An 18162-nucleotide genomic window follows, 5' to 3' on the forward strand; every position below is an offset into this window, starting at 1 on the left:
ATTTTAAATTTATATATATAAAATAGTTGACAACATTAGAGTTTTCTAATATGATTATCAGCAATAGTAAAGCTTTGAGAAAGAGGAGTAACAACACTGGAACTTTTCAGAGAGCTGATGGTACTGCGAATCAGTAAGGGATGGGTTGTGAATGGACTTTCGAGCAAAATGTTGAATCTTAGTAGGCATTTTCGGGAACTCCCGTTACAGAGTAAGGTCGTTGATAGACGACTGACAAGAGGAAAGAATTTCTTTCAAACTTGAGGTGGCACCGTGAATATTTCGCCCTCAAACCACAGATTTCATGCGTGGTTTGAGGGCTTTTATTGTGAATCGTGAAAAACAAAGTGATTCAATGATGAACAATACTTGGCGCCTAAAGGGAGCGAAGTTACCTTACTAGGAATGACCAAAATTCCAATAGTATCTATAGTTAAGGTATAAATATAACGGTATAGGATATCTAGAAGTATCCTAAACAAGAAATCTCAAGTTTATCTAAAAAGAAAATATCTTTTCATCGAGGTGGTACCGTGGATACAATTATTCGCCCTCACAAAACAGATAAATGTCTGTTTTGTGAGGGCTTTTTGCTGTCTCATCAAAAATAGAAAAGAGGAAATCAGATGCAACGAATCAAAGAAATTCAAGCAGATTATCTAACTGCTGTATCCGCATTTTTAAGAATCCAAGGCACAAACAAATGTCTCTTAGAAAGCATTCCAAGAGATAAAAGCAAAGGACGTTATTCGATTATTGCTTGGGATGCAGTTTCCGAAATTACTTGTTTGGGTCATCAACTAACAATCGATGGACAAACAGATACTGTGGAAGATCCATTAAAAGAAATCGAAAAATACGTATTGAAAAAAGAAAAACCAGTAAAAGAACTCCCTTTTCAAGGTGGAGCAATCGGTTATGTTGGTTATGACGTAATTGCTTGTTACGAAGATTTAGGTCAGTTGCCGTTCGATGAGTTAAATGTTCCGGATATCCATTTTTATCTTTTCGATTCTTATTTGATTTTTGATCATGTTGGCGAAAAAATTCATTTAGTTGAAGCTGACACTTACTCAAAACGTGGAGAAAAACAATTACAAGAAGCGATAGATCAAAAAATAAAAGAACTCCAAACACCAAACCAAGAAGAACAAAAAGAGATTAACTTAAAAAAATTACATTACCAAAGCAATTTCAACAAATCAAATTTCCAACAAGTAGTTAGCAAAATAAAAGAGTACATCCAACAAGGCGATATGTTTCAAATGGTACCCTCACAACGTTTAAGTGCTGATTTCAAAGAAGAACCATTTGATTATTACCGAAGATTACGTGTGACCAACCCTTCAACGTATCTATACTTTTTAGATTTTGGAGAAACGTATGTTGTGGGTTCTTCTCCAGAAAGTCTAGTCAGTGTGAAAAACCAAATTGTAACAACGAATCCAATCGCAGGTACACGAAAACGTGGGCAAACACCAGAACAGGATGCTATTTTAGAACAAGAACTCCTCACTGATGAAAAAGAGCGAGCAGAACATTTAATGTTGATTGATCTTGGTAGAAATGATATAGGCAAAGTTAGTGAAATCAATTCTGTGAAGGTTCCTGTTTATATGACCGTAGAAAAATATCGATTCGTTATGCATTTGGTTTCCGTTGTAACTGGTAAATTAAAAAAAGGATTATCCGCAATGGATGCTTTAAAAGCTACGTTACCAGCGGGCACGGTTAGCGGTGCACCAAAAATCCGAGCAATGCAGCGGATTTATGAAATTGAGCCAGTTAAACGAAATATCTATGCAGGAGCAGTCGGTTATTTATCAAAAAATGATCAAGCTGATTTTGCCATCGCGATTCGAACAATGGTGATTCATAAAAATAAAGCATATGTACAAGCAGGTGCAGGAATCGTTTATGATTCTGATCCTGCAAAAGAATACGAAGAAACGCTCCAAAAAGCTAAAGCACTTTTGGAGGTGGGACAATGATTTTGCTGATTGATAATTATGATTCATTTACTCATAATTTGGCGCAATTAATTGGATTGGAACAAGAAGTGGTCATTACGCGAAACGATAATCCTGATGTATTTAAACTAGCGAAAAAGGCACAGGGAATCGTTCTTTCGCCAGGACCCGGTACGCCAAAAGAAACAGGGCATGTTAGAGAAGTCATTCAACAATTCTATCAACAAAAACCCATATTAGGAATTTGTTTAGGGCATCAAACGATTGGAGAAACCTTCGGAGCTGAAGTAGTTTTAGCAAAAAAAATTCGCCACGGTAAGCAATCTGAGATTAGCATTAATAAAACCAATAAACTCTTTTATGGAATAACTAAAAAAATCGCTGTAATGCGGTATCACTCACTGGTAATCGAACAACAAAGTCTGTCAAAAGACTTTATGATTACAGCCGTCGCTGATGACGATCAGGAAATTATGGCAATCGAGCATCGAACCCATCCACTTTTCGGTCTTCAATTTCATCCTGAATCGATTGGCACGCCAGATGGTGCAATGGTGATCCAGAATTTTATTCAACTAATGGAGGAATACCACAATGGAAAAATTATTTGAAAAAGTATACAGCCGCGAACATTTAACACGTATAGAAGCGCAACAAATCGCAGAGAAAATTTTTGAAGGTCAAATGACAGATAGCCAGATCGCTGCGTTTTTGACAGCTTTGAAATGCAAAGGAGAAACAGCTGAAGAAATGGCAGGAATTGCTGAAACGATTCAGCAAAAAGCTGTAATGATCGATTGTCAAAAAGAAAATGTTATGGATAATTGCGGTACTGGGGGAGATCAGTCAGGTAGTTTTAATATCAGTACAACAGCAGCCTTTGTTTTAGCAGCAGGAGGTGTGACAGTTGCCAAGCACGGTAATCGGAGTATTTCCAGTAAGTCAGGCAGTGCAGATATTTTTGAATGTTTAGGGGTAAATATTGCTTTGTCACCAGAAAAAATCAGTACGATTCTTAATGAAATCGGTTTGGCTTTTCTATTTGCCCCCCACATGCATCCCAAGATGAAATATGTTATGAAGGTTAGAAAAGAACTAGGGACCCCAACGATTTTAAATTTAATCGGACCATTAACGAATCCTGTGTTGTTAGAGTCGCAATTAATGGGTACTTATCGTCGTGATTTATTGGAAGAAACGGCAAAAACCTTAGGTGAACTGGGACGTAAAAGAGCCGTGGTAGTGAACGGCGCAGGTGGTTTAGATGAAGCGACACTTGCAGGAACAACCCATTACGCATTGCTGGAGAATGGACAAATCTCTATGCATACGATTGAACCAGAGGAGGTTGGTTTTCATCGTTTACCATTAGTGGCAATTCGTGGAGGAGACGCGAAACAAAATACAGACATTTTACTTTCTATTTTAAAAAATCAAGCTAGCCCTTATCTAGATACAGTTTTATTGAATGCAGGGTTGGGGTTTTTCAGTAATGGCAAAGTCGCAACTATTCAAGAAGGAATTATTTTAGCCAGAGAGTGCGTTGCAAGCGGTGGAGCTTTTGATAAATTACAACAACTGATCCGAATTCAAAAGGAGGTAGCATAGATGGATTTTTTAGAAAAAATAATTAATGAAAAGAAAAAAGAAGTGGCGTTAATGTCGGTGGAGGAATTGAAGCCGCTTCGTCAAACTATTTCTTTCTATCAACAAGTTAAAGCACACCCTGAAAAAATGCATATTATCGGAGAAGTCAAACGAGCTTCGCCTTCTAAAGGGGCGATCAATTTAGCCGTTAATATAATTGAACAAGCTCAAGCTTATGAAAAAGCTGGTGTTACAGCAATCTCAGTTTTAACAGACGAAGTCTTTTTTAAAGGTTCAATTGAAGATTTACGACAAGTTAGTGAAGAAGTGGCAGTTCCAGTTTTATGTAAAGACTTTATTATTGATGAAAAACAACTCATTTGGGCACGTAATGCAGGAGCTACCATCATTCTTTTAATTGTTGCAGCTCTTTCTCAGAACAAGCTGTCAGAACTTTACGAGAAAGCAACGTCATTAGGTTTAGAAGTTTTAGTAGAAATACATGATGAACAAGAATTAAAAATAGCTGAAGCTTTATCGGCGAAGTTGATTGGCGTAAACAATCGTAACTTAAAAACCTTTAATGTATCCATAGCCGTTAGCCAAGAGCTAGGAGAAAAACAAACAACAGATGCAGTATATATCAGTGAATCTGGTTTTTCTGATAAAGAACAAGTGGGACTTGTGAAAGACTATTACCAAGCAATATTAGTAGGCGAAGGTTTAATGCGCCAAAGTGATCCTAAAGAAAAGGTCAAAGAATTGCAGGTGCTGCGATGAAAGTCAAAATCTGTGGATTAAAAACAAAAGAACAAGTCGATGCTGCTGTCTTTCATGGAGCTGATTATCTTGGGTTTGTTTTCGCAAAAAGCAAGCGTCAACTATCGCCAGAAAAGGTCAAAGAGATTACTAAGGATGTCCCAAAAAGAGTGGGAAAAATCGGTGTATTCGTCTCACCCAGCCCCTCAACTGTTGAAGCAATCATTCAACAAGCCGATTTAGATAAAGTACAAATTCATGGCGAATTGGTTTCAGAAAGCTATTCTGTTCCCTTGATTCGAGCACTATCAGTGGATGGGACCGCCCCTCAACAAACAACTGCAGAGTACGTCCTCTTTGATGCACCACCTAAACAATTTGCAGGTGGAAATGGGGAAGTATTTGATTGGGAGAAGTTGGATTTAAGCCAGTTGAAAGATAAAAAAATCATTATTGCCGGCGGATTGACTGTTGAAAATGTTCTAGAGGCAAAGAAAATATTCAATCCTTACGCTGTTGATGTTTCCAGCGGGGTTGAAACAAATGGAGAAAAAGATTTACAAAAAATCAGAGCTTTTCTAAAAAAAGCTAAGGAGGAATTAGATGTATAATCAACCGAATAATGGATTTTACGGAAATTATGGCGGGCAATTTGTTCCAGAAACATTGATGTATGCGGTGAAAGAATTAGAAGAAGTTTACGAAGAATCCAAAACAGATAAAGAGTTTCAAGAAGAATTTAACTATTATTTGAAGCAATATGTTGGACGGGAGAATCCGTTATATTTTGCCGAGCGTTTAACTAATCACGCAGGAGGCGCTAAAATTTATCTTAAAAGAGAAGACCTCAATCACACAGGTGCCCACAAAATCAATAACACAATCGGTCAAATCTTATTAGCGAAAAAAATGGGCAAGAAAAAAGTCGTCGCAGAAACAGGCGCTGGACAACATGGTGTAGCCACAGCTACGGTAGCTGCTTTATTTGGAATGGAATGTACGATTTTCATGGGAGCTGTCGATGTAGCTCGTCAGTCTTTGAACGTTTTTCGAATGGAATTATTAGGTGCAAAAGTCGAAAGTGTTACCTCTGGAAGTGAAACACTAAAAGACGCAGTAAACGAAGCTTTGCGTTTTTGGGTTGCCAATGTAGAAGATACCCATTACGTGATGGGTTCTGTTTTAGGACCGCATCCATTTCCTGAAATCGTTCGTGATTATCAAAGTATTATTGGAATTGAAGCCAGACGCCAGTTTTTAGAGGTAGAAAATAAACTGCCAGACGCAGTTGTTGCTTGTGTAGGCGGTGGTAGTAATGCAATGGGAATTTTTTATCCATTTATTAATGATGATGTAGCCTTAATCGGTGTTGAGGCGGCAGGACTGGGGTTAGATACAGCATCTCATGCAGCTTCCATCAACAAAGGGAAGACAGGTGTCCTTCATGGCGCGATGATGAAGCTGTTACAAGATGATGATGGGCAAATTCTAGAAGCTTTCTCCATTTCAGCTGGCTTAGACTATCCTGGACTTGGACCAGAACATTGTCATTTAAATGAAACCCAAAGAGCAAGCTATGAATCAGTGACCGATCAAGAGGCCTTAGAGGCATTCAAAATTTTATGCCAAACAGAAGGAATTATTCCTGCTTTAGAAAGTTCGCATGCGGTTAGTCACGCTCTGAAAGTGGCAAAAGAGCTTGGAGAAGATAAACAAATCATCGTTTGTCTTTCAGGCCGAGGTGATAAAGATGTCCAGCAAATCAAAGAATTATTTCAGCAGGAGGATAACCGATGAAATCATTAACGAAACAACTGACGGAAAAACAACAAGCAAACGAAACGATTTTCGTTCCGTACATCATGGCAGGTGCGCAAGGATTGGATCAATTGGCAGAAGAAATTCAGTTGCTAACAGATGCTGGGGCTAGTACAATCGAATTAGGAATTCCATTTTCTGATCCAGTTGCAGATGGACCTGTGATCCAAGCGGCAGGATTACGAGCGCTAAGTAATGGCGTGACCTTGCGAAAAATAACCCAGCAGTTAAAACAAATCAAAACCGCAATACCGCTAGTGATGATGACGTATTTCAATCCAGTTTTTACCTATGGTTTGGATGAATTTATTCAAGACTTGGCTGAAACGAACGTGTTAGGTTTAATCATTCCAGACTTACCTTATGAACACCAGGAGTTATTAACACCGTTATTAAAAAATACTGACATTTCGTTGATTCCGTTGATTGCTTTAACTACACCAAAAGAGCGAATACTAGAATTAGTGAAAGCTGGAGATGGATTTATCTATGCGGTAGCAGTCAATGGAGTGACTGGAACTGGGCGGAATTATCAAGAGACATTAGATGAACATTTAGCTTATATTCAAGAAGTTAGCGATAAACCAGTTTTGGCAGGGTTTGGTGTTTCTTCTAAAGAGCATGTGGAACGTTTTAGAAAAAGTTGTGCAGGCGTGATTGTTGGCAGTAAAATCGTTCACTTACTAAGTGAAGGGAAAAAAGAAGAAGTCAAAACTTTTATCGAAGAAGCCGTTGGTAACTAATTTTAGATTTCTAAATTTTTTATTGTTCCCCTTGCCTCTGAGTCATTCTTTCTGTAAAGTAGTATAAAAAGCAGGTGAGATTATGGAAATGGTGATCAATCGAAAGTTGATTTTTGCTGAGAATCAATCTTTAGAAACAGAACGCTTAAAGCTGCGTCCTGTAACGTTAAGTGATGCTAATGATATGAACGAATATGCTTCTGATGAAGAAACGGTTACTTATGTTTTTCCAATCCATCAATCGTTGAAGGATACCAAAGAAAGTATTGCAAACTATTTTATATCGGATCCTCTTGGAAAATATGGAATCGAATTGAAGACAACAGGTAAGTTCATTGGGACGATTGATTTACGCGTGGTAGATCAGCACAATATTGCTGAGATTGGCTATTCTTTAAACAAATCATTTTGGGGGCAAGGTTATGTTCCAGAAGCAGCTAATGAATTGCTTCGTCTTGGTTTTGAAGAACTTCAATTGATACGGATTTTTGCGATACATGATATAGACAACCCTAAATCTGGTCGTGTGATGGAAAAAATCGGTATGAAAGTAGAAGGAAAGGTTCCAAATGCCCGTATGTGGAAAGGAAAAGTCGTTACAGATATCATGTGCGGTATCACTTTAGAGGAATGGCAGCAATTGCATAATCAAACGATAGAATAACTTAGAGGAGACATGAATACATGTTGATGTTTACTGAAAAAGATTTTGATATATTTACAATAGAAGGATTAGATCCAAGAATGGAAGGGATTCGTTCAACGATCCAGCCAAAATTTCAAGCGTTAGATGATTATTTTGCTGAACAATTAGGAGAAAAACTTGAGAAAGAATTTTTTGTCCATATTGCTCAGCATCGCCGTAGAACCGTTTATCCACCGGAAAATACTTGGTCTGCATTAAGTCAGAAAAAGCGCGGCTATAAAATGGAAGCTCATTTCCAATTAGGCATTTGGCCAGATTACCTATTCATGTGGTTATCCCTAATCGATAATCCTAAAAAGGAAAAAGAAATTGCACAAGCTTTTTTAGATAATCAAGTATTATTTGATCAGCTAGATGATGATTTCTATCTGTCGATTGATCATACGCAACCTGAAATAGAACGATTGAATGAAGCGGACTTGGAAAAACATTTAATTCGTTTTCGTGATGTGAAAAAAGGTGAGTTTCAGATTGGGCGGATTATTAGGAAGACGGATGATTTATTGAACGATCCAGTAAAAGCCCGTGAGTATATGTTGAAAACGTATGAGGAGTTAGTACCGTTATACCAATTGGCGATTGAGTTGCAATTGGCAGATTAAAAAAATGCTAGTTAAAAGAGCTTGATAAATAAGTTGCTGTGAACGAGTAAATAAAAAATTGATTGTGGATAGGCTTAAAAACAACAAAAAAATAACTGCATTGAACGGTTCTGTATAGGAAGTTGGGACAGAAGTGTTTAACTCCGAGAAATAAGAGGGAACTCACGAAAATTACTTTTCGAATTTTTGTGAATTTCAGCTTATTTCCGAAGCCTTCAAATCTTAGTGCTTTAGCACTTAGAATTTGATGTGATTGAAGCAAAGCGTAGTAGTTGCTTCTGCTCCCACCGTTTATTCGGATTCCTTGAGGCTGAGGTATGACTCGTAGAGTTATGTCTCAGCCTCTTCGTTTATCATGTTATAATTTCCAAAAAGGATTAGAAAGAAGGGGATTTAAATGAAATTAGAACAAATGAGTAAAAATGAGTTTGACAAATATTTAGAAATTACCATTCCAGAGTATGCAGAAGATAAAGTGAAAGCAGGTACATGGAAAGAAATAGAAGCACTAGAGTTAGCAAAAAAAAGCTTTAGTAAGTTGCTTCCAGAGGGATTAAACACAAAAAATAATTACTTGTTTTCAGTATTTACTCCTGAAACTGATGACTCTATAGGAATGATTTGGGTAAACGTAACAGATAAAAAGGTCTTTATTTATGATTTCATGATTGATAGTAATCTGAGGGGGAAGGGGTATGGGAAAAAAACATTAACATTAATAGAGAATTGGGCTATTGAGAAAGAATTTGAAGAAATTGGATTACATGTATTTGCTCATAATAAAGCGGCGTATGGACTATACAAAAAGATGGGTTATATCGAAACAGATATTACAATGGTTCGAAAGATAAGATAAAATTTGCTGGAAAGAATCAGATTCATGATAGGTTGGTCCCGTTGCAATTCCAACGATTTCTAGAGGAGTCAAAACAACTGTTCTCAAAAAAGTGCAAACAGGACAATTATATTAAGTTGCATGGTGGTATAAAATGTCGCTTGTTTTTTCTTCATAAATAAATTCCTTTTTTATTTTCTGTTAGTATATCAGAATAAATAGACGAATGTTTATAGAACTAAAAAAAGCAGATATTTTGTTGCTATCTTAAAAGTTTGCTATACTTTTTACAAAACTTATCAAACGATAAGGAGGGAGAGAACTATGTTTTTAGCTTGGAATGAAATAGTCCGCTCAAAGTTACGTTATGCGTTGATTATCAGTGTAATGTTTTTGATTTCATATTTAGTCTTTTTTTTAACAGGTTTAGCGTATGGATTAGCGGAAGATAATCGAACGGCTGTGGATAAGTGGCAGGCCGATGGTATTGTCTTATCTGATGAATCCAATACTAATATCAATATGTCAATGATTCCAGTTAAATCAAAGGATGAAGTTGAAGCAAAAGAAAAAGCATCATTAGGGCAAATGCCGGCTGTGATCCAATTAGACAAAAAGAATGCTGAAAAAATCAATGCCAGCTTTTTTGGGATCAATAAAGAAGAATTCTTAATGCCGAATCTCGTGGAAGGGAGAGCATTTAAGAATGAAAATGAAACAGTTGTGGATAATAGTTTAAAAAAAGAAAATGACGTCAAACTCGGAGATACAATAAAACTAGCCGGCAGTGTTAAGAAGCTCAAAGTTGTAGGTTTTACAGACAATGCCAAATTTAATGTCGCGCCAGTATTGTATGTATCCACAGATGCTTTTCAACAAATTCGTTTTGAAAAATCAGATACCTCAGAAAATGCGCGAGTGAATGCGATTGTTTTCCGCACAAAAGATGGATCGTTAAAAAATATTCACCTAAAAAAGGATGGACTGACTAGTTACAGTATCAGTAAATTCATCAATGAATTACCAGGATATAGTGCCCAAGTACTGACATTTGGGTTTATGATTGGTTTTCTGATCGTGATTGCAGCAATTGTTATAGGAATTTTTATCTACGTCTTAACTATGCAAAAAGCAACAATTTTTGGAATCATGAAGGCACAAGGGATTTCTGGCTTTTACATTGCTGTATCTGTAATTGTCCAAACGTTTGTCTTGGCATTCTTGGGGATAACTATTGGTTTACTTGGAACTGTAGGGACATCTTTAGTACTGCCAACAGCCGTTCCATTTCAAAGTAATTGGTTGTTTTTCTTATCAATTGGCGGACTAATGCTGATTATTGCAGTTTTAGGTGCATTATTCTCAGTTCGAACAATTGTGAAAATTGATCCGCTGAAGGCGATTGGATAGAGAGGAGCGTTTAAATTGAAAGCTATCGAATTTTTATCTGTGGATAAACAGTTTTTAGATGGAGATACAACAATTGAAGCATTGAAACCTACAAATTTTTCTGTGGAAAAAGGGCAATTTGTTGCAGTGATCGGCCCCAGTGGTTCGGGGAAAAGTACCTTTTTAACCCTTGCTGGTGGCTTACAAACGCCGACTAAGGGTGAAGTTAAAATAAACAATGAAGCATTTAGCAAAGAAAATGAAAAAACACGAGCCAAGATCCGTTTTTCTGAGATTGGTTTTATTCTACAAGCATCAAATCTAGTTCCATTTCTGACTGTGGAAAAGCAGTTACTTTTGGTGGATAAAGTGAAAAAAGAAAAGACAGATGTGGATAAAGTCAATAAGTTATTAACAGAGCTAGGCATTGAAAAATTAAAGAGAAAATATCCAGATGAAATTTCTGGAGGAGAACGTCAGCGAGTAGCGATTGCCCGAGCCTTGTATAATGATCCCTCCATCATTTTGGCAGATGAACCAACAGCAAGCTTAGATTCAGATAGGGCATTTGAAGTTGTAAAAATATTGGCTAGAGAAACAAAAGAAAAAAATAAAGCTACAATCATGGTAACTCATGATCAGAGACTAATTGATTTTTGTGATGAAGTATTTGTTATGAGAGACGGTATATTAGAGAAGCAAGAATGATACTAGAGACAAAGGTGTGTATGACTAACACCTTTGTTTTTTTACACAAAAAAACCTTGTTCGTAAGAACAAGGTTTCCAAAGTAGATTGATATGGCTGAAAGCTGTGAGGCTGTTCTTCCAATCGAATCTTAAAGTTTTTGGTTGTAGTATTCAACGACAAGAGCTTCGTCGATGTCAGCATATAACTCATCACGTTCTGGTAAACGAGTGAAGCTTCCTTCTAATTTTTCAGTGTCAAAGCTTACGAATGCTGGACGTCCAACAGTTGCTTCAACAGCTTCTTTAATTGTTACTACGTTTTGAGATTTTTCACGAACAGAAATCACTTGACCAACTTCAACGTGGTATGAAGGGATATCTACGCGTTTGCCATCTACTGTAACGTGACCGTGGTTAACTAATTGACGTGCTTGACGACGAGTAGTTGCAAGGCCTAAACGGTAAACGACGTTATCTAAACGTTGTTCTAGTAAGATCATGAAGTTAACACCGTGTTTACCTTCTTTAATCTTGCTTGCTTTAATAAACAAGTTAACGAATTGACGTTCGTTCATACCGTACATATGACGTAATTTTTGTTTTTCAGTTAATTGCATACCGTACTCAGAAACTTTACCACGGCTGTTTGGTCCGTGTTGTCCTGGTTTGTATGGGCGACGTGCTAGTTCTTTACCAGTTCCTGATAGAGAGATACCTAGACGACGAGAGATTTTCCATGATGGTCCTGTATAACGTGACATTAAAAATTCCTCCAATAAAATAATTTTTTTGGAGTAAAATAATCTTCTGAAAAATTCATATTCGTTCAGTTCATTCTTCAACCTTCGCCTTTGCAGCCGTGGTTACGCAGTTGAACCTGAAAGCCTAAGCAATCAAGGCAATGAATTGTTGACGAGCCTATTATTTTTCTGCTGCATTATTTTACACGAAGTTCAGTATACCGTAGAATAGTAGATAACTCAAGCTTTTTTAAGAGAATAAGCAATTTATTTCGTTTATTAAATGAAATAAAGTACTAATTTTCATGAAAAAGCACTAGACAAAACACTTGCTGGTCTTTAGAATGGTAAAGGATGTTTTTTGAAAACAAAAATATGAAAACAAATTGAAAAGGAGAAACAAAATGAAACCAGTATCGCCATTATTTGAGCAGATCGACAAATCAATTAGTAAAAAGATGAACTTATTCCAAAGTAGTTTTATGCGTTATGCCTTTCGTGCTATTCTTGCGTGTATGTTTTTGACATTAGGAACAGCGGTAGCTTTTGCGATTGCTATGAAAGGTGAAGATATGGTACATGGCTTAGGTAAAATACTTTATGCATTTATGTTTAGCTGGTCGCTAGTTATGATCCTTTATATGAACGCTGAGTTAGGAACGTCGAATATGTTATACATGACCGTAGGCGTTTACCGTAAAAAAATCAATTTATCATTTGCGGCGAAAATTTTAATTGCCTGTATTTTCTTTAACTTAGTCGGTGGTGTTCTTTTTGGTTACTTGATTTCATTGACAGTTCCTTATCAAGATTTAGCATCAGACAGTTTCTTTTTCACGTCAATTGCTGGCAAATTAAATAAAACGACGACACAGATTTTAGTAGAAGGAATATTTGCCAATATCGTGGTAAATACAGCTGTGTTGGTAAGTATGCGTATGAAAGATGATGCTGGTAAAGTTGCAGCGATTGTTTTTATCATCTTTATCTTTGCCTTTTTGGGTTACGAACACGTTATCGCCAACTTCCCTGCATTTAGTTTAGCGTATTTTGCTTCTCAAGGAACAATGGCGGCAATGACAGTTGGTAGTGTGGCACACAATCTATTCTTTGCTTTAATCGGTAACTTTATCGGTGGTGGCTTAGTGATAGGTTTAGGGTATGCATGGTTGAATAATGCAGATACGACCTATTTGGATTAAATAAATTAGAGGCTGGGACGGGCGAATTTCGTTTCAGCTTTTTTTGCTGTCTAGAGCTATTTGAAGTAAGATAGAGGAAAGAAGAAAAAAGGAGCAGAGGGATGGATGAAATAGTTTTTCCAAAGAAAAAAGAAAAAGCAGAACAAATGGCAGCATATATGAAAAATTTATTTCCTTTTGCAGGTGTTCCTGCACCAGAACGAGCTTCGATAGAAAAAGAGCTTTTAAAATATAGTAAAAAAATGCCATTTTCTGACTTGTTTGATTTAGTCGTTTTTTACTATAATAAGCCTGAGCGAGAATATCAATATGTGGCGATTGATTTAGCTACAGTTAACGTTAAGCGTCTCTCTTTTGAAGAAGTGTTACAGTTCAAACCTTTTGTGATAGAAAAAGCTTGGTGGGATAGTGTGGATTCTTGGCGTAAGTTTTTTGGTCTTTGGGGATTCGATCATTTTGATGAAATGCCGCAGCTATTTGAAACTTTTTTTGGTGAACAAGATTTTTGGCATAGACGAATTGCAATCAATCTGCAACTATTATATAAAGAAAAAACAAACACTGAGTTATTGAAAAAAGCCATTATTTATGATAAAACTACAGATGAGTTCTTTATTCAAAAAGCGATTGGTTGGTCCTTGCGTCAATATAGTAAAACGGATCCGTTATGGGTCAAAACATTGATGGAGACAACGGATTTAAGCTCATTAGCCGTTAGAGAAGGCAGCAAATATTTGCCAAAACAATAGAAAGCGAGCGGATTATTACGCTATGAAAAGAAAACTTTTTGCATTTGATATTGATGGAACATTGCTAGGGACGGACAGACAACCGTTAGAAAGTACACGAGAAGCACTACGAATGTTGCGAAAACAAGGACACCTTGTAACGATTGCCACAGGCCGCAGCCGTTTTATGGCTCAGGATATTATCTTAGACTTAGGATTTTCCAATTATGTTCTTTGTAATGGCGCAGCTGCATTTTTAGATCATGAGCAGTACTATCAGAATCTATTAGATCAAGATGAGTTACATCGTTTTGCATCAGAAGTAGAAAAAAGAGAAATTGGACTTGCTTATGTCGGCTTAGATGATGTGAAGAAAAATAATCACCATCGCCGTGAACAAATGGTTGAAGCAATGGGCTCTATTGATTTTGAAGCACCGGAATATGACTTGGACTTTCAAAAAGAAAATGATGTGTATCAGGCATTGGCGTTTTATGATAAATCTGTTGAAGGTATGTTTGAACATGAATTTTCCAAATTCCGTTTTATCCGCTGGCATTCTGAAAGTGTGGATATCGTACCGAGAAATGGATCTAAGGCAGCGACCTTACTTAATTTAGCAGACCGTGTGGGAATTGAGCGGGAAAATATCATTACATTTGGCGATGGCGAAAACGATCGTGAAATGCTGCGGGAAGCAGGCATTGGTATTGCGATGGGGAATGCATTACCTCATGTTCAAAAAGAAGCAAAAATAGTAACAGATACCAATGATAATGATGGTATTTGGAAAGCCTTGAAAGAATTAAGAGCAATTTAGATAAAGACAAAAAGAAGAGATAAAACAACTATAGTTGTTTTATCTCTTCTTTATTTTCATTCGAAATTATTCAATCACCAATACGCCATCTTTTAAAGCAAATGGGTTCTTTTGATTGATATGATCATAAAACATTACCCCATTTAAATGATCGATTTCATGTTGAACGACGATTGCTTCATAATTTTTCAAGCGGATTTTTTGTTTTTCACCGAATGCGTCAACATAAGAAAGAGTAATTTTATTATGACGAACCACATAACCTGGTACTTCACGGTCAACTGATAAACATCCTTCACCTTCGCCAAGACAAGCATCTTGTACGGAATGACTTAAGATTTTAGGATTATACATTACGGCACTCAATACCGGTTCAGGGTTCTCTAAATCACCACTTGGTACGTGAACTGCTATGATTCGTTTAGAAATATCTAATTGCGGTGCAGCTAAACCCACACCCCCGCGCAATTTTAATTCTTCTGCTGTGACAGGATCTTGACTATTTTTCAAGAACTCCATCATTTCTTTGCCTAATTTGATATCTTCGGCAGAGAGCGGCACAGACACTTCTTTTGCTACTTCTCTAAGTGTTGGGTTTCCTTCACGGATAATATTATCCATGGTAATCATGGGATAGTTCCTCCTTTAAGTATTTAAAAGTCTAATTGATTTCAGTAAGAAATGAGATCATCTCATTGATCTATTTATTCGCCTATACAGTTTATCATAAAACCATTCGAAATGGGGATAAATTGTTCGAAAAAAAGAGAGAGGGCCAGCTTTGTCTTGCATTTTCAAAAAAAATCCTGTAAAGTATAACTGTATGGAATCATACCGTCTTTTACTTGGTTGTGCGAATCACCAACGCATTACTCAGTAAGAAGATGACTATTAAAGAAGAGGTGAAAAACATGGCAATGTCAAAAGAAAAGAAAAACGAAATCATTAGCGAATACGCTCGTCATGAAGGAGATACTGGTTCACCAGAAGTACAAATTGCTGTATTAACTGCTGATATCAATCACTTAAACGAACACGCTCGCGTTCACAAAAAAGATCACCATTCTTACCGTGGACTAATGAAAAAAATTGGTCACCGTCGTAACTTGTTAGCTTACTTACGTAAGACTGACATCCAACGTTACCGCGTATTGATCGAACGTTTAGGATTACGTCGTTAATCAAAAAAGGAAAAGCGAGATTCTTAATGAACCTCGCTTTTTAGCTTATTTAAAAGTGAAAAAGGTTGGTAACCTTAAACGACCCAAAAAATAATCATCTTTGGAAAGTTTGAATGAATCTACTAACCAAATAAAAGGACTCAATTCTTTTGAATCTTTTCATTTGTTTAGTAGCAGTCTAACTTTTCCGAAGAACAAAAGGAGAAAACAATTAGATGACAGAAAAAAAAGTTTTTAAAACAACTTGGGGCGGACGTCCCTTACAAGTTGAAATTGGCCAGTTAGCCAAACAAGCAAATGGTGCGGTATTAGTTCGCTATGGTGACACTGTCGTTTTAAGTGCAGCAGTTGCTTCAAAAGATGCAAGAGATTTTGATTTCTTTCCATTAACAGTCAACTATGAAGAAAAAATGTATGCTGTAGGTAAAATTCCAGGTGGATTCATTAAACGCGAAGGACGTCCAAGTGAACGTGCAACGTTAACTGCTCGTTTAATCGACCGTCCAATTCGTCCAATGTTTGCTGAAGGATTCCGTAATGAAGTGCAAATTACTAATACAGTAATGAGTGTAGAACAAGATTGCACACCAGAAATGGCAGCAATGTTCGGTTCATCTCTTGCATTAGCGATTTCAGATATTCCTTTTGACGGACCAATTGCAGGTGTTGATGTTGGCCGTGTAGATGGTGAATATGTCCTTAATCCAACCGTTGAACAATCTGAAAAAACAGATATCGAATTAACGGTTGCTGGAACGAAAAAAGCGATCAACATGGTTGAAAGTGGCGCTAAAGAAGTATCAGAAGAAGATATGCTAGGTGCATTACTTTTCGGTTTTGATGCCATCAAAGAACTAGTTGCTTTCCAAGAAGAAATCGTTGCCGCTGTCGGTAAAGAAAAAATGGAAATCAAATTATTACAAGTAGATGCTGATTTGAAAAAAGAAATCTTCGCTGCTTATTACGCTTCAATGAAAGAAGCTGTTATGACCGAAGAAAAATTAGCTCGTGAAGTAAATATCGATGCCATCAAAGATCAAGTAAAAGAAGCGTATGCTGAAAAATTTGCTGGTCATGAAGAGGAAGACCAAGTAGCAAAAGAAGTAAAACAAATCGCTGAAGATCTAGAAAAAGACGTGGTTCGTGAATTGATTACAATTGATAAAATCCGTCCTGACGGTCGTAAATTAGATGAAATTCGTCCATTAGCTTCAGAAATTGGCATTTTACCTCGTGTTCACGGTTCTGGGTTATTCACTCGTGGGCAAACACAAGCCTTATCTGTTGTAACCTTGGCACCGCTTGGCGAACACCAAATCATTGATGGTTTAGGGGTAGAAGATAGCAAACGTTTCATTCACCATTACAATTTCCCGCAATTCTCTGTTGGTTCAACAGGTCGTGCTGGATCTCCTGGTCGTCGTGAAATTGGTCATGGTGCCTTAGGCGAGCGTGCAATGGCGCAAGTTATTCCAAGTGAAGCAGACTTCCCTTACATGATCCGTGTAGTATCAGAAGTTTTAGAATCTAATGGTTCTTCTTCTCAAGCAAGTATTTGTGCAGGGATCTTGGCATTGATGGATGCTGGTGTGCCAATCAAAGCACCTGTTGCCGGAATTGCTATGGGGCTTGTTAGTGATGGCGAAAACTATACAATTTTAACAGATATCCAAGGTTTAGAAGACCACTTAGGAGACATGGACTTTAAAGTTGCTGGAACAAAAGACGGAATTACAGCTTTACAAATGGATATCAAAATCCAAGGAATCACTGAACAAATCTTAACAGAAGCATTAACTCAAGCGAAAAAAGCCCGTATGGAAATCCTTGCTGAATTGACATCAACAATTGCTGAGCCGCATTCAGAGTTAAGCAAATATGCACCGAAGATTGAAATGATCCAAATCGCTCCAGCCAAAATCAAAGATGTTATCGGTAAAGGCGGAGAAACAATCAATGGCATCATCGATGAAACTGGTGTGAAGATCGATATCGATCAAGACGGTAATGTAAGTATTGCCTCTGCTGATGCAGACATGATTAAAAAAGCCATCAAGATCATTGAAGAATTGACAAAAGAAGTAGAAGTTGGACAAGTTTACCTTGGTAAAGTCGTTCGTATCGAAAAATTTGGTGCGTTTGTTAACTTGATTAAAGGGAAAGATGGCTTAGTTCATATTTCTCAATTAGCCAATGAACGTGTAAATAATGTTGAAGATGTTGTAAAACTTGGTGACGAAGTTCTTGTAAAAGTGACTGAAATCGACAAACAAGGTCGTGTCAACGTTTCACGTAAAGCGTTATTAACTGAAGAAAACAAAGAAAAATAAACAATCAAATCATAGATGTAAGTAAAGCAGAGTAAGGCATTCAGCCTGCTCTGTTTTTTTGTG

Annotated in this window: 19 protein-coding genes and 1 other annotated feature; of the genes, 17 read left to right on the forward strand and 2 right to left on the reverse strand. The window is 37.0% G+C overall.

Going from position 1 to position 18162, the window contains the following annotated elements; all coding sequences use genetic code 11:
• Positions 1-65: 65 nt before the first annotated feature.
• Positions 66-293 (forward strand) — a binding site (T-box leader).
• Between the two features lie 333 nt (positions 294-626).
• From trpE to AC4BB2_RS00895, 12 genes are all read left to right on the forward strand, one after another.
• Positions 627-1991 (forward strand): anthranilate synthase component I, encoded by a 1365-nt coding sequence (gene trpE, locus AC4BB2_RS00840; protein ID WP_490473583.1) that lies wholly within the window; start codon positions 627-629, stop codon positions 1989-1991.
• Positions 1988-2581, forward strand: coding sequence for an anthranilate synthase component II (locus tag AC4BB2_RS00845; protein WP_490473584.1), 594 nt, complete (start codon positions 1988-1990; stop codon positions 2579-2581). The genes trpE and AC4BB2_RS00845 overlap by 4 nt, the downstream gene beginning before the upstream one ends.
• Positions 2565-3578 (forward strand): anthranilate phosphoribosyltransferase, encoded by a 1014-nt coding sequence (trpD, locus tag AC4BB2_RS00850; RefSeq protein WP_490473585.1) that lies wholly within the window; start codon positions 2565-2567, stop codon positions 3576-3578. Before AC4BB2_RS00845 ends, trpD begins: the two co-directional genes overlap by 17 nt.
• Positions 3579-4337 carry an indole-3-glycerol phosphate synthase TrpC gene (gene trpC, locus AC4BB2_RS00855; RefSeq protein ID WP_490473586.1) on the forward strand — a complete coding sequence of 253 codons (759 nt, stop codon included), beginning with the start codon at positions 3579-3581 and terminating at the stop codon, positions 4335-4337.
• Positions 4334-4927 (forward strand): phosphoribosylanthranilate isomerase, encoded by a 594-nt coding sequence (locus AC4BB2_RS00860; protein WP_490473587.1) that lies wholly within the window; start codon positions 4334-4336, stop codon positions 4925-4927. The genes trpC and AC4BB2_RS00860 overlap by 4 nt, the downstream gene beginning before the upstream one ends.
• Positions 4920-6113 (forward strand): tryptophan synthase subunit beta, encoded by a 1194-nt coding sequence (gene trpB, locus AC4BB2_RS00865; protein ID WP_490473588.1) that lies wholly within the window; start codon positions 4920-4922, stop codon positions 6111-6113. The genes AC4BB2_RS00860 and trpB overlap by 8 nt, the downstream gene beginning before the upstream one ends.
• Positions 6110-6877, forward strand: coding sequence for a tryptophan synthase subunit alpha (gene trpA / locus AC4BB2_RS00870; protein WP_490473589.1), 768 nt, complete (start codon positions 6110-6112; stop codon positions 6875-6877). Before trpB ends, trpA begins: the two co-directional genes overlap by 4 nt.
• An 82-nt stretch (positions 6878-6959) precedes the next feature.
• Complete coding sequence (locus AC4BB2_RS00875) at positions 6960-7541, forward strand: GNAT family N-acetyltransferase (protein ID WP_490473590.1); 582 nt, start codon at positions 6960-6962, stop codon at positions 7539-7541.
• Between the two features lie 20 nt (positions 7542-7561).
• Positions 7562-8185 (forward strand): DUF1054 domain-containing protein, encoded by a 624-nt coding sequence (locus AC4BB2_RS00880; RefSeq protein WP_490473591.1) that lies wholly within the window; start codon positions 7562-7564, stop codon positions 8183-8185.
• A gap of 397 nt (positions 8186-8582) precedes the next feature.
• Positions 8583-9041 (forward strand): GNAT family N-acetyltransferase, encoded by a 459-nt coding sequence (locus tag AC4BB2_RS00885; protein WP_490473592.1) that lies wholly within the window; start codon positions 8583-8585, stop codon positions 9039-9041.
• Positions 9042-9344: 303 nt separating this feature from the next.
• Positions 9345-10430 (forward strand): ABC transporter permease, encoded by a 1086-nt coding sequence (locus AC4BB2_RS00890; RefSeq protein ID WP_490473593.1) that lies wholly within the window; start codon positions 9345-9347, stop codon positions 10428-10430.
• Positions 10431-10445: 15 nt separating this feature from the next.
• Entirely contained in the window at positions 10446-11117 is a 672-nt protein-coding gene (locus tag AC4BB2_RS00895) for an ABC transporter ATP-binding protein (protein ID WP_490473594.1), read from the forward strand.
• 130 nt (positions 11118-11247) lie between these two features.
• Here AC4BB2_RS00895 and rpsD read toward each other — a convergent pair whose 3' ends face one another.
• Positions 11248-11859 (reverse strand): 30S ribosomal protein S4, encoded by a 612-nt coding sequence (rpsD, locus tag AC4BB2_RS00900; RefSeq protein WP_490473595.1) that lies wholly within the window; start codon positions 11857-11859, stop codon positions 11248-11250.
• 383 nt (positions 11860-12242) lie between these two features.
• Between rpsD and AC4BB2_RS00905 the strand changes: the two genes are divergently transcribed.
• The 3 genes from AC4BB2_RS00905 to AC4BB2_RS00915 all read left to right on the forward strand — a co-directional run bounded on the left by AC4BB2_RS00905 (position 12243) and on the right by AC4BB2_RS00915 (position 14588).
• A complete protein-coding gene (locus AC4BB2_RS00905; protein ID WP_490473596.1) occupies positions 12243-13040 on the forward strand; it encodes a formate/nitrite transporter family protein in 798 nt (265 codons plus the stop codon).
• Positions 13041-13141: 101 nt separating this feature from the next.
• A complete protein-coding gene (locus tag AC4BB2_RS00910; protein WP_490473597.1) occupies positions 13142-13789 on the forward strand; it encodes a DNA alkylation repair protein in 648 nt (215 codons plus the stop codon).
• A 22-nt stretch (positions 13790-13811) separates the two neighbouring features.
• The gene (locus AC4BB2_RS00915) at positions 13812-14588 is read left to right on the forward strand and encodes a Cof-type HAD-IIB family hydrolase (protein WP_490473598.1); all 777 of its coding nucleotides are present in this window, start codon (positions 13812-13814) and stop codon (positions 14586-14588) included.
• A 66-nt stretch (positions 14589-14654) separates the two neighbouring features.
• Here the strand turns inward: AC4BB2_RS00915 and def are convergent, their stop codons facing one another.
• On the reverse strand, positions 14655-15218 hold the full coding sequence (def, locus tag AC4BB2_RS00920; RefSeq protein ID WP_490473599.1) for a peptide deformylase: 564 nt from the start codon (positions 15216-15218) through the stop codon (positions 14655-14657).
• Between the two features lie 281 nt (positions 15219-15499).
• On the opposite strand from def, the gene rpsO reads away from it, so the two are divergent.
• On the forward strand, positions 15500-15769 hold the full coding sequence (gene rpsO / locus AC4BB2_RS00925) for a 30S ribosomal protein S15 (RefSeq protein ID WP_010770485.1): 270 nt from the start codon (positions 15500-15502) through the stop codon (positions 15767-15769).
• Positions 15770-15984: 215 nt separating this feature from the next.
• Entirely contained in the window at positions 15985-18099 is a 2115-nt protein-coding gene (pnp, locus tag AC4BB2_RS00930) for a polyribonucleotide nucleotidyltransferase (RefSeq protein WP_490473600.1), read from the forward strand.
• Positions 18100-18162: the final 63 nt, after the last annotated feature.

Source organism: Enterococcus sp. AAFC-DPL-5146 (assembly GCF_058216635.1).

Bases quoted from the DNA above. Each gene is read 5' to 3' on its own strand.
- trpE (WP_490473583.1), top strand. From the start codon at position 627: ATGCAACGAATCAAAGAAATTCAAGCAGATTATCTAACTGCTGTATCC.
- AC4BB2_RS00845 (WP_490473584.1), top strand. From the start codon at position 1,988: ATGATTTTGCTGATTGATAATTATGATTCATTTACTCATAATTTGGCG.
- trpD (WP_490473585.1), top strand. From the start codon at position 2,565: ATGGAAAAATTATTTGAAAAAGTATACAGCCGCGAACATTTAACACGT.
- trpC (WP_490473586.1), top strand. From the start codon at position 3,579: ATGGATTTTTTAGAAAAAATAATTAATGAAAAGAAAAAAGAAGTGGCG.
- AC4BB2_RS00860 (WP_490473587.1), top strand. From the start codon at position 4,334: ATGAAAGTCAAAATCTGTGGATTAAAAACAAAAGAACAAGTCGATGCT.
- trpB (WP_490473588.1), top strand. From the start codon at position 4,920: ATGTATAATCAACCGAATAATGGATTTTACGGAAATTATGGCGGGCAA.
- trpA (WP_490473589.1), top strand. From the start codon at position 6,110: ATGAAATCATTAACGAAACAACTGACGGAAAAACAACAAGCAAACGAA.
- AC4BB2_RS00875 (WP_490473590.1), top strand. From the start codon at position 6,960: ATGGAAATGGTGATCAATCGAAAGTTGATTTTTGCTGAGAATCAATCT.
- AC4BB2_RS00880 (WP_490473591.1), top strand. From the start codon at position 7,562: ATGTTGATGTTTACTGAAAAAGATTTTGATATATTTACAATAGAAGGA.
- AC4BB2_RS00885 (WP_490473592.1), top strand. From the start codon at position 8,583: ATGAAATTAGAACAAATGAGTAAAAATGAGTTTGACAAATATTTAGAA.
- AC4BB2_RS00890 (WP_490473593.1), top strand. From the start codon at position 9,345: ATGTTTTTAGCTTGGAATGAAATAGTCCGCTCAAAGTTACGTTATGCG.
- rpsD (WP_490473595.1), bottom strand. From the start codon at position 11,859: ATGTCACGTTATACAGGACCATCATGGAAAATCTCTCGTCGTCTAGGT.
- AC4BB2_RS00905 (WP_490473596.1), top strand. From the start codon at position 12,243: ATGAAACCAGTATCGCCATTATTTGAGCAGATCGACAAATCAATTAGT.
- AC4BB2_RS00910 (WP_490473597.1), top strand. From the start codon at position 13,142: ATGGATGAAATAGTTTTTCCAAAGAAAAAAGAAAAAGCAGAACAAATG.
- AC4BB2_RS00915 (WP_490473598.1), top strand. From the start codon at position 13,812: ATGAAAAGAAAACTTTTTGCATTTGATATTGATGGAACATTGCTAGGG.
- def (WP_490473599.1), bottom strand. From the start codon at position 15,218: ATGATTACCATGGATAATATTATCCGTGAAGGAAACCCAACACTTAGA.
- rpsO (WP_010770485.1), top strand. From the start codon at position 15,500: ATGGCAATGTCAAAAGAAAAGAAAAACGAAATCATTAGCGAATACGCT.
- pnp (WP_490473600.1), top strand. From the start codon at position 15,985: ATGACAGAAAAAAAAGTTTTTAAAACAACTTGGGGCGGACGTCCCTTA.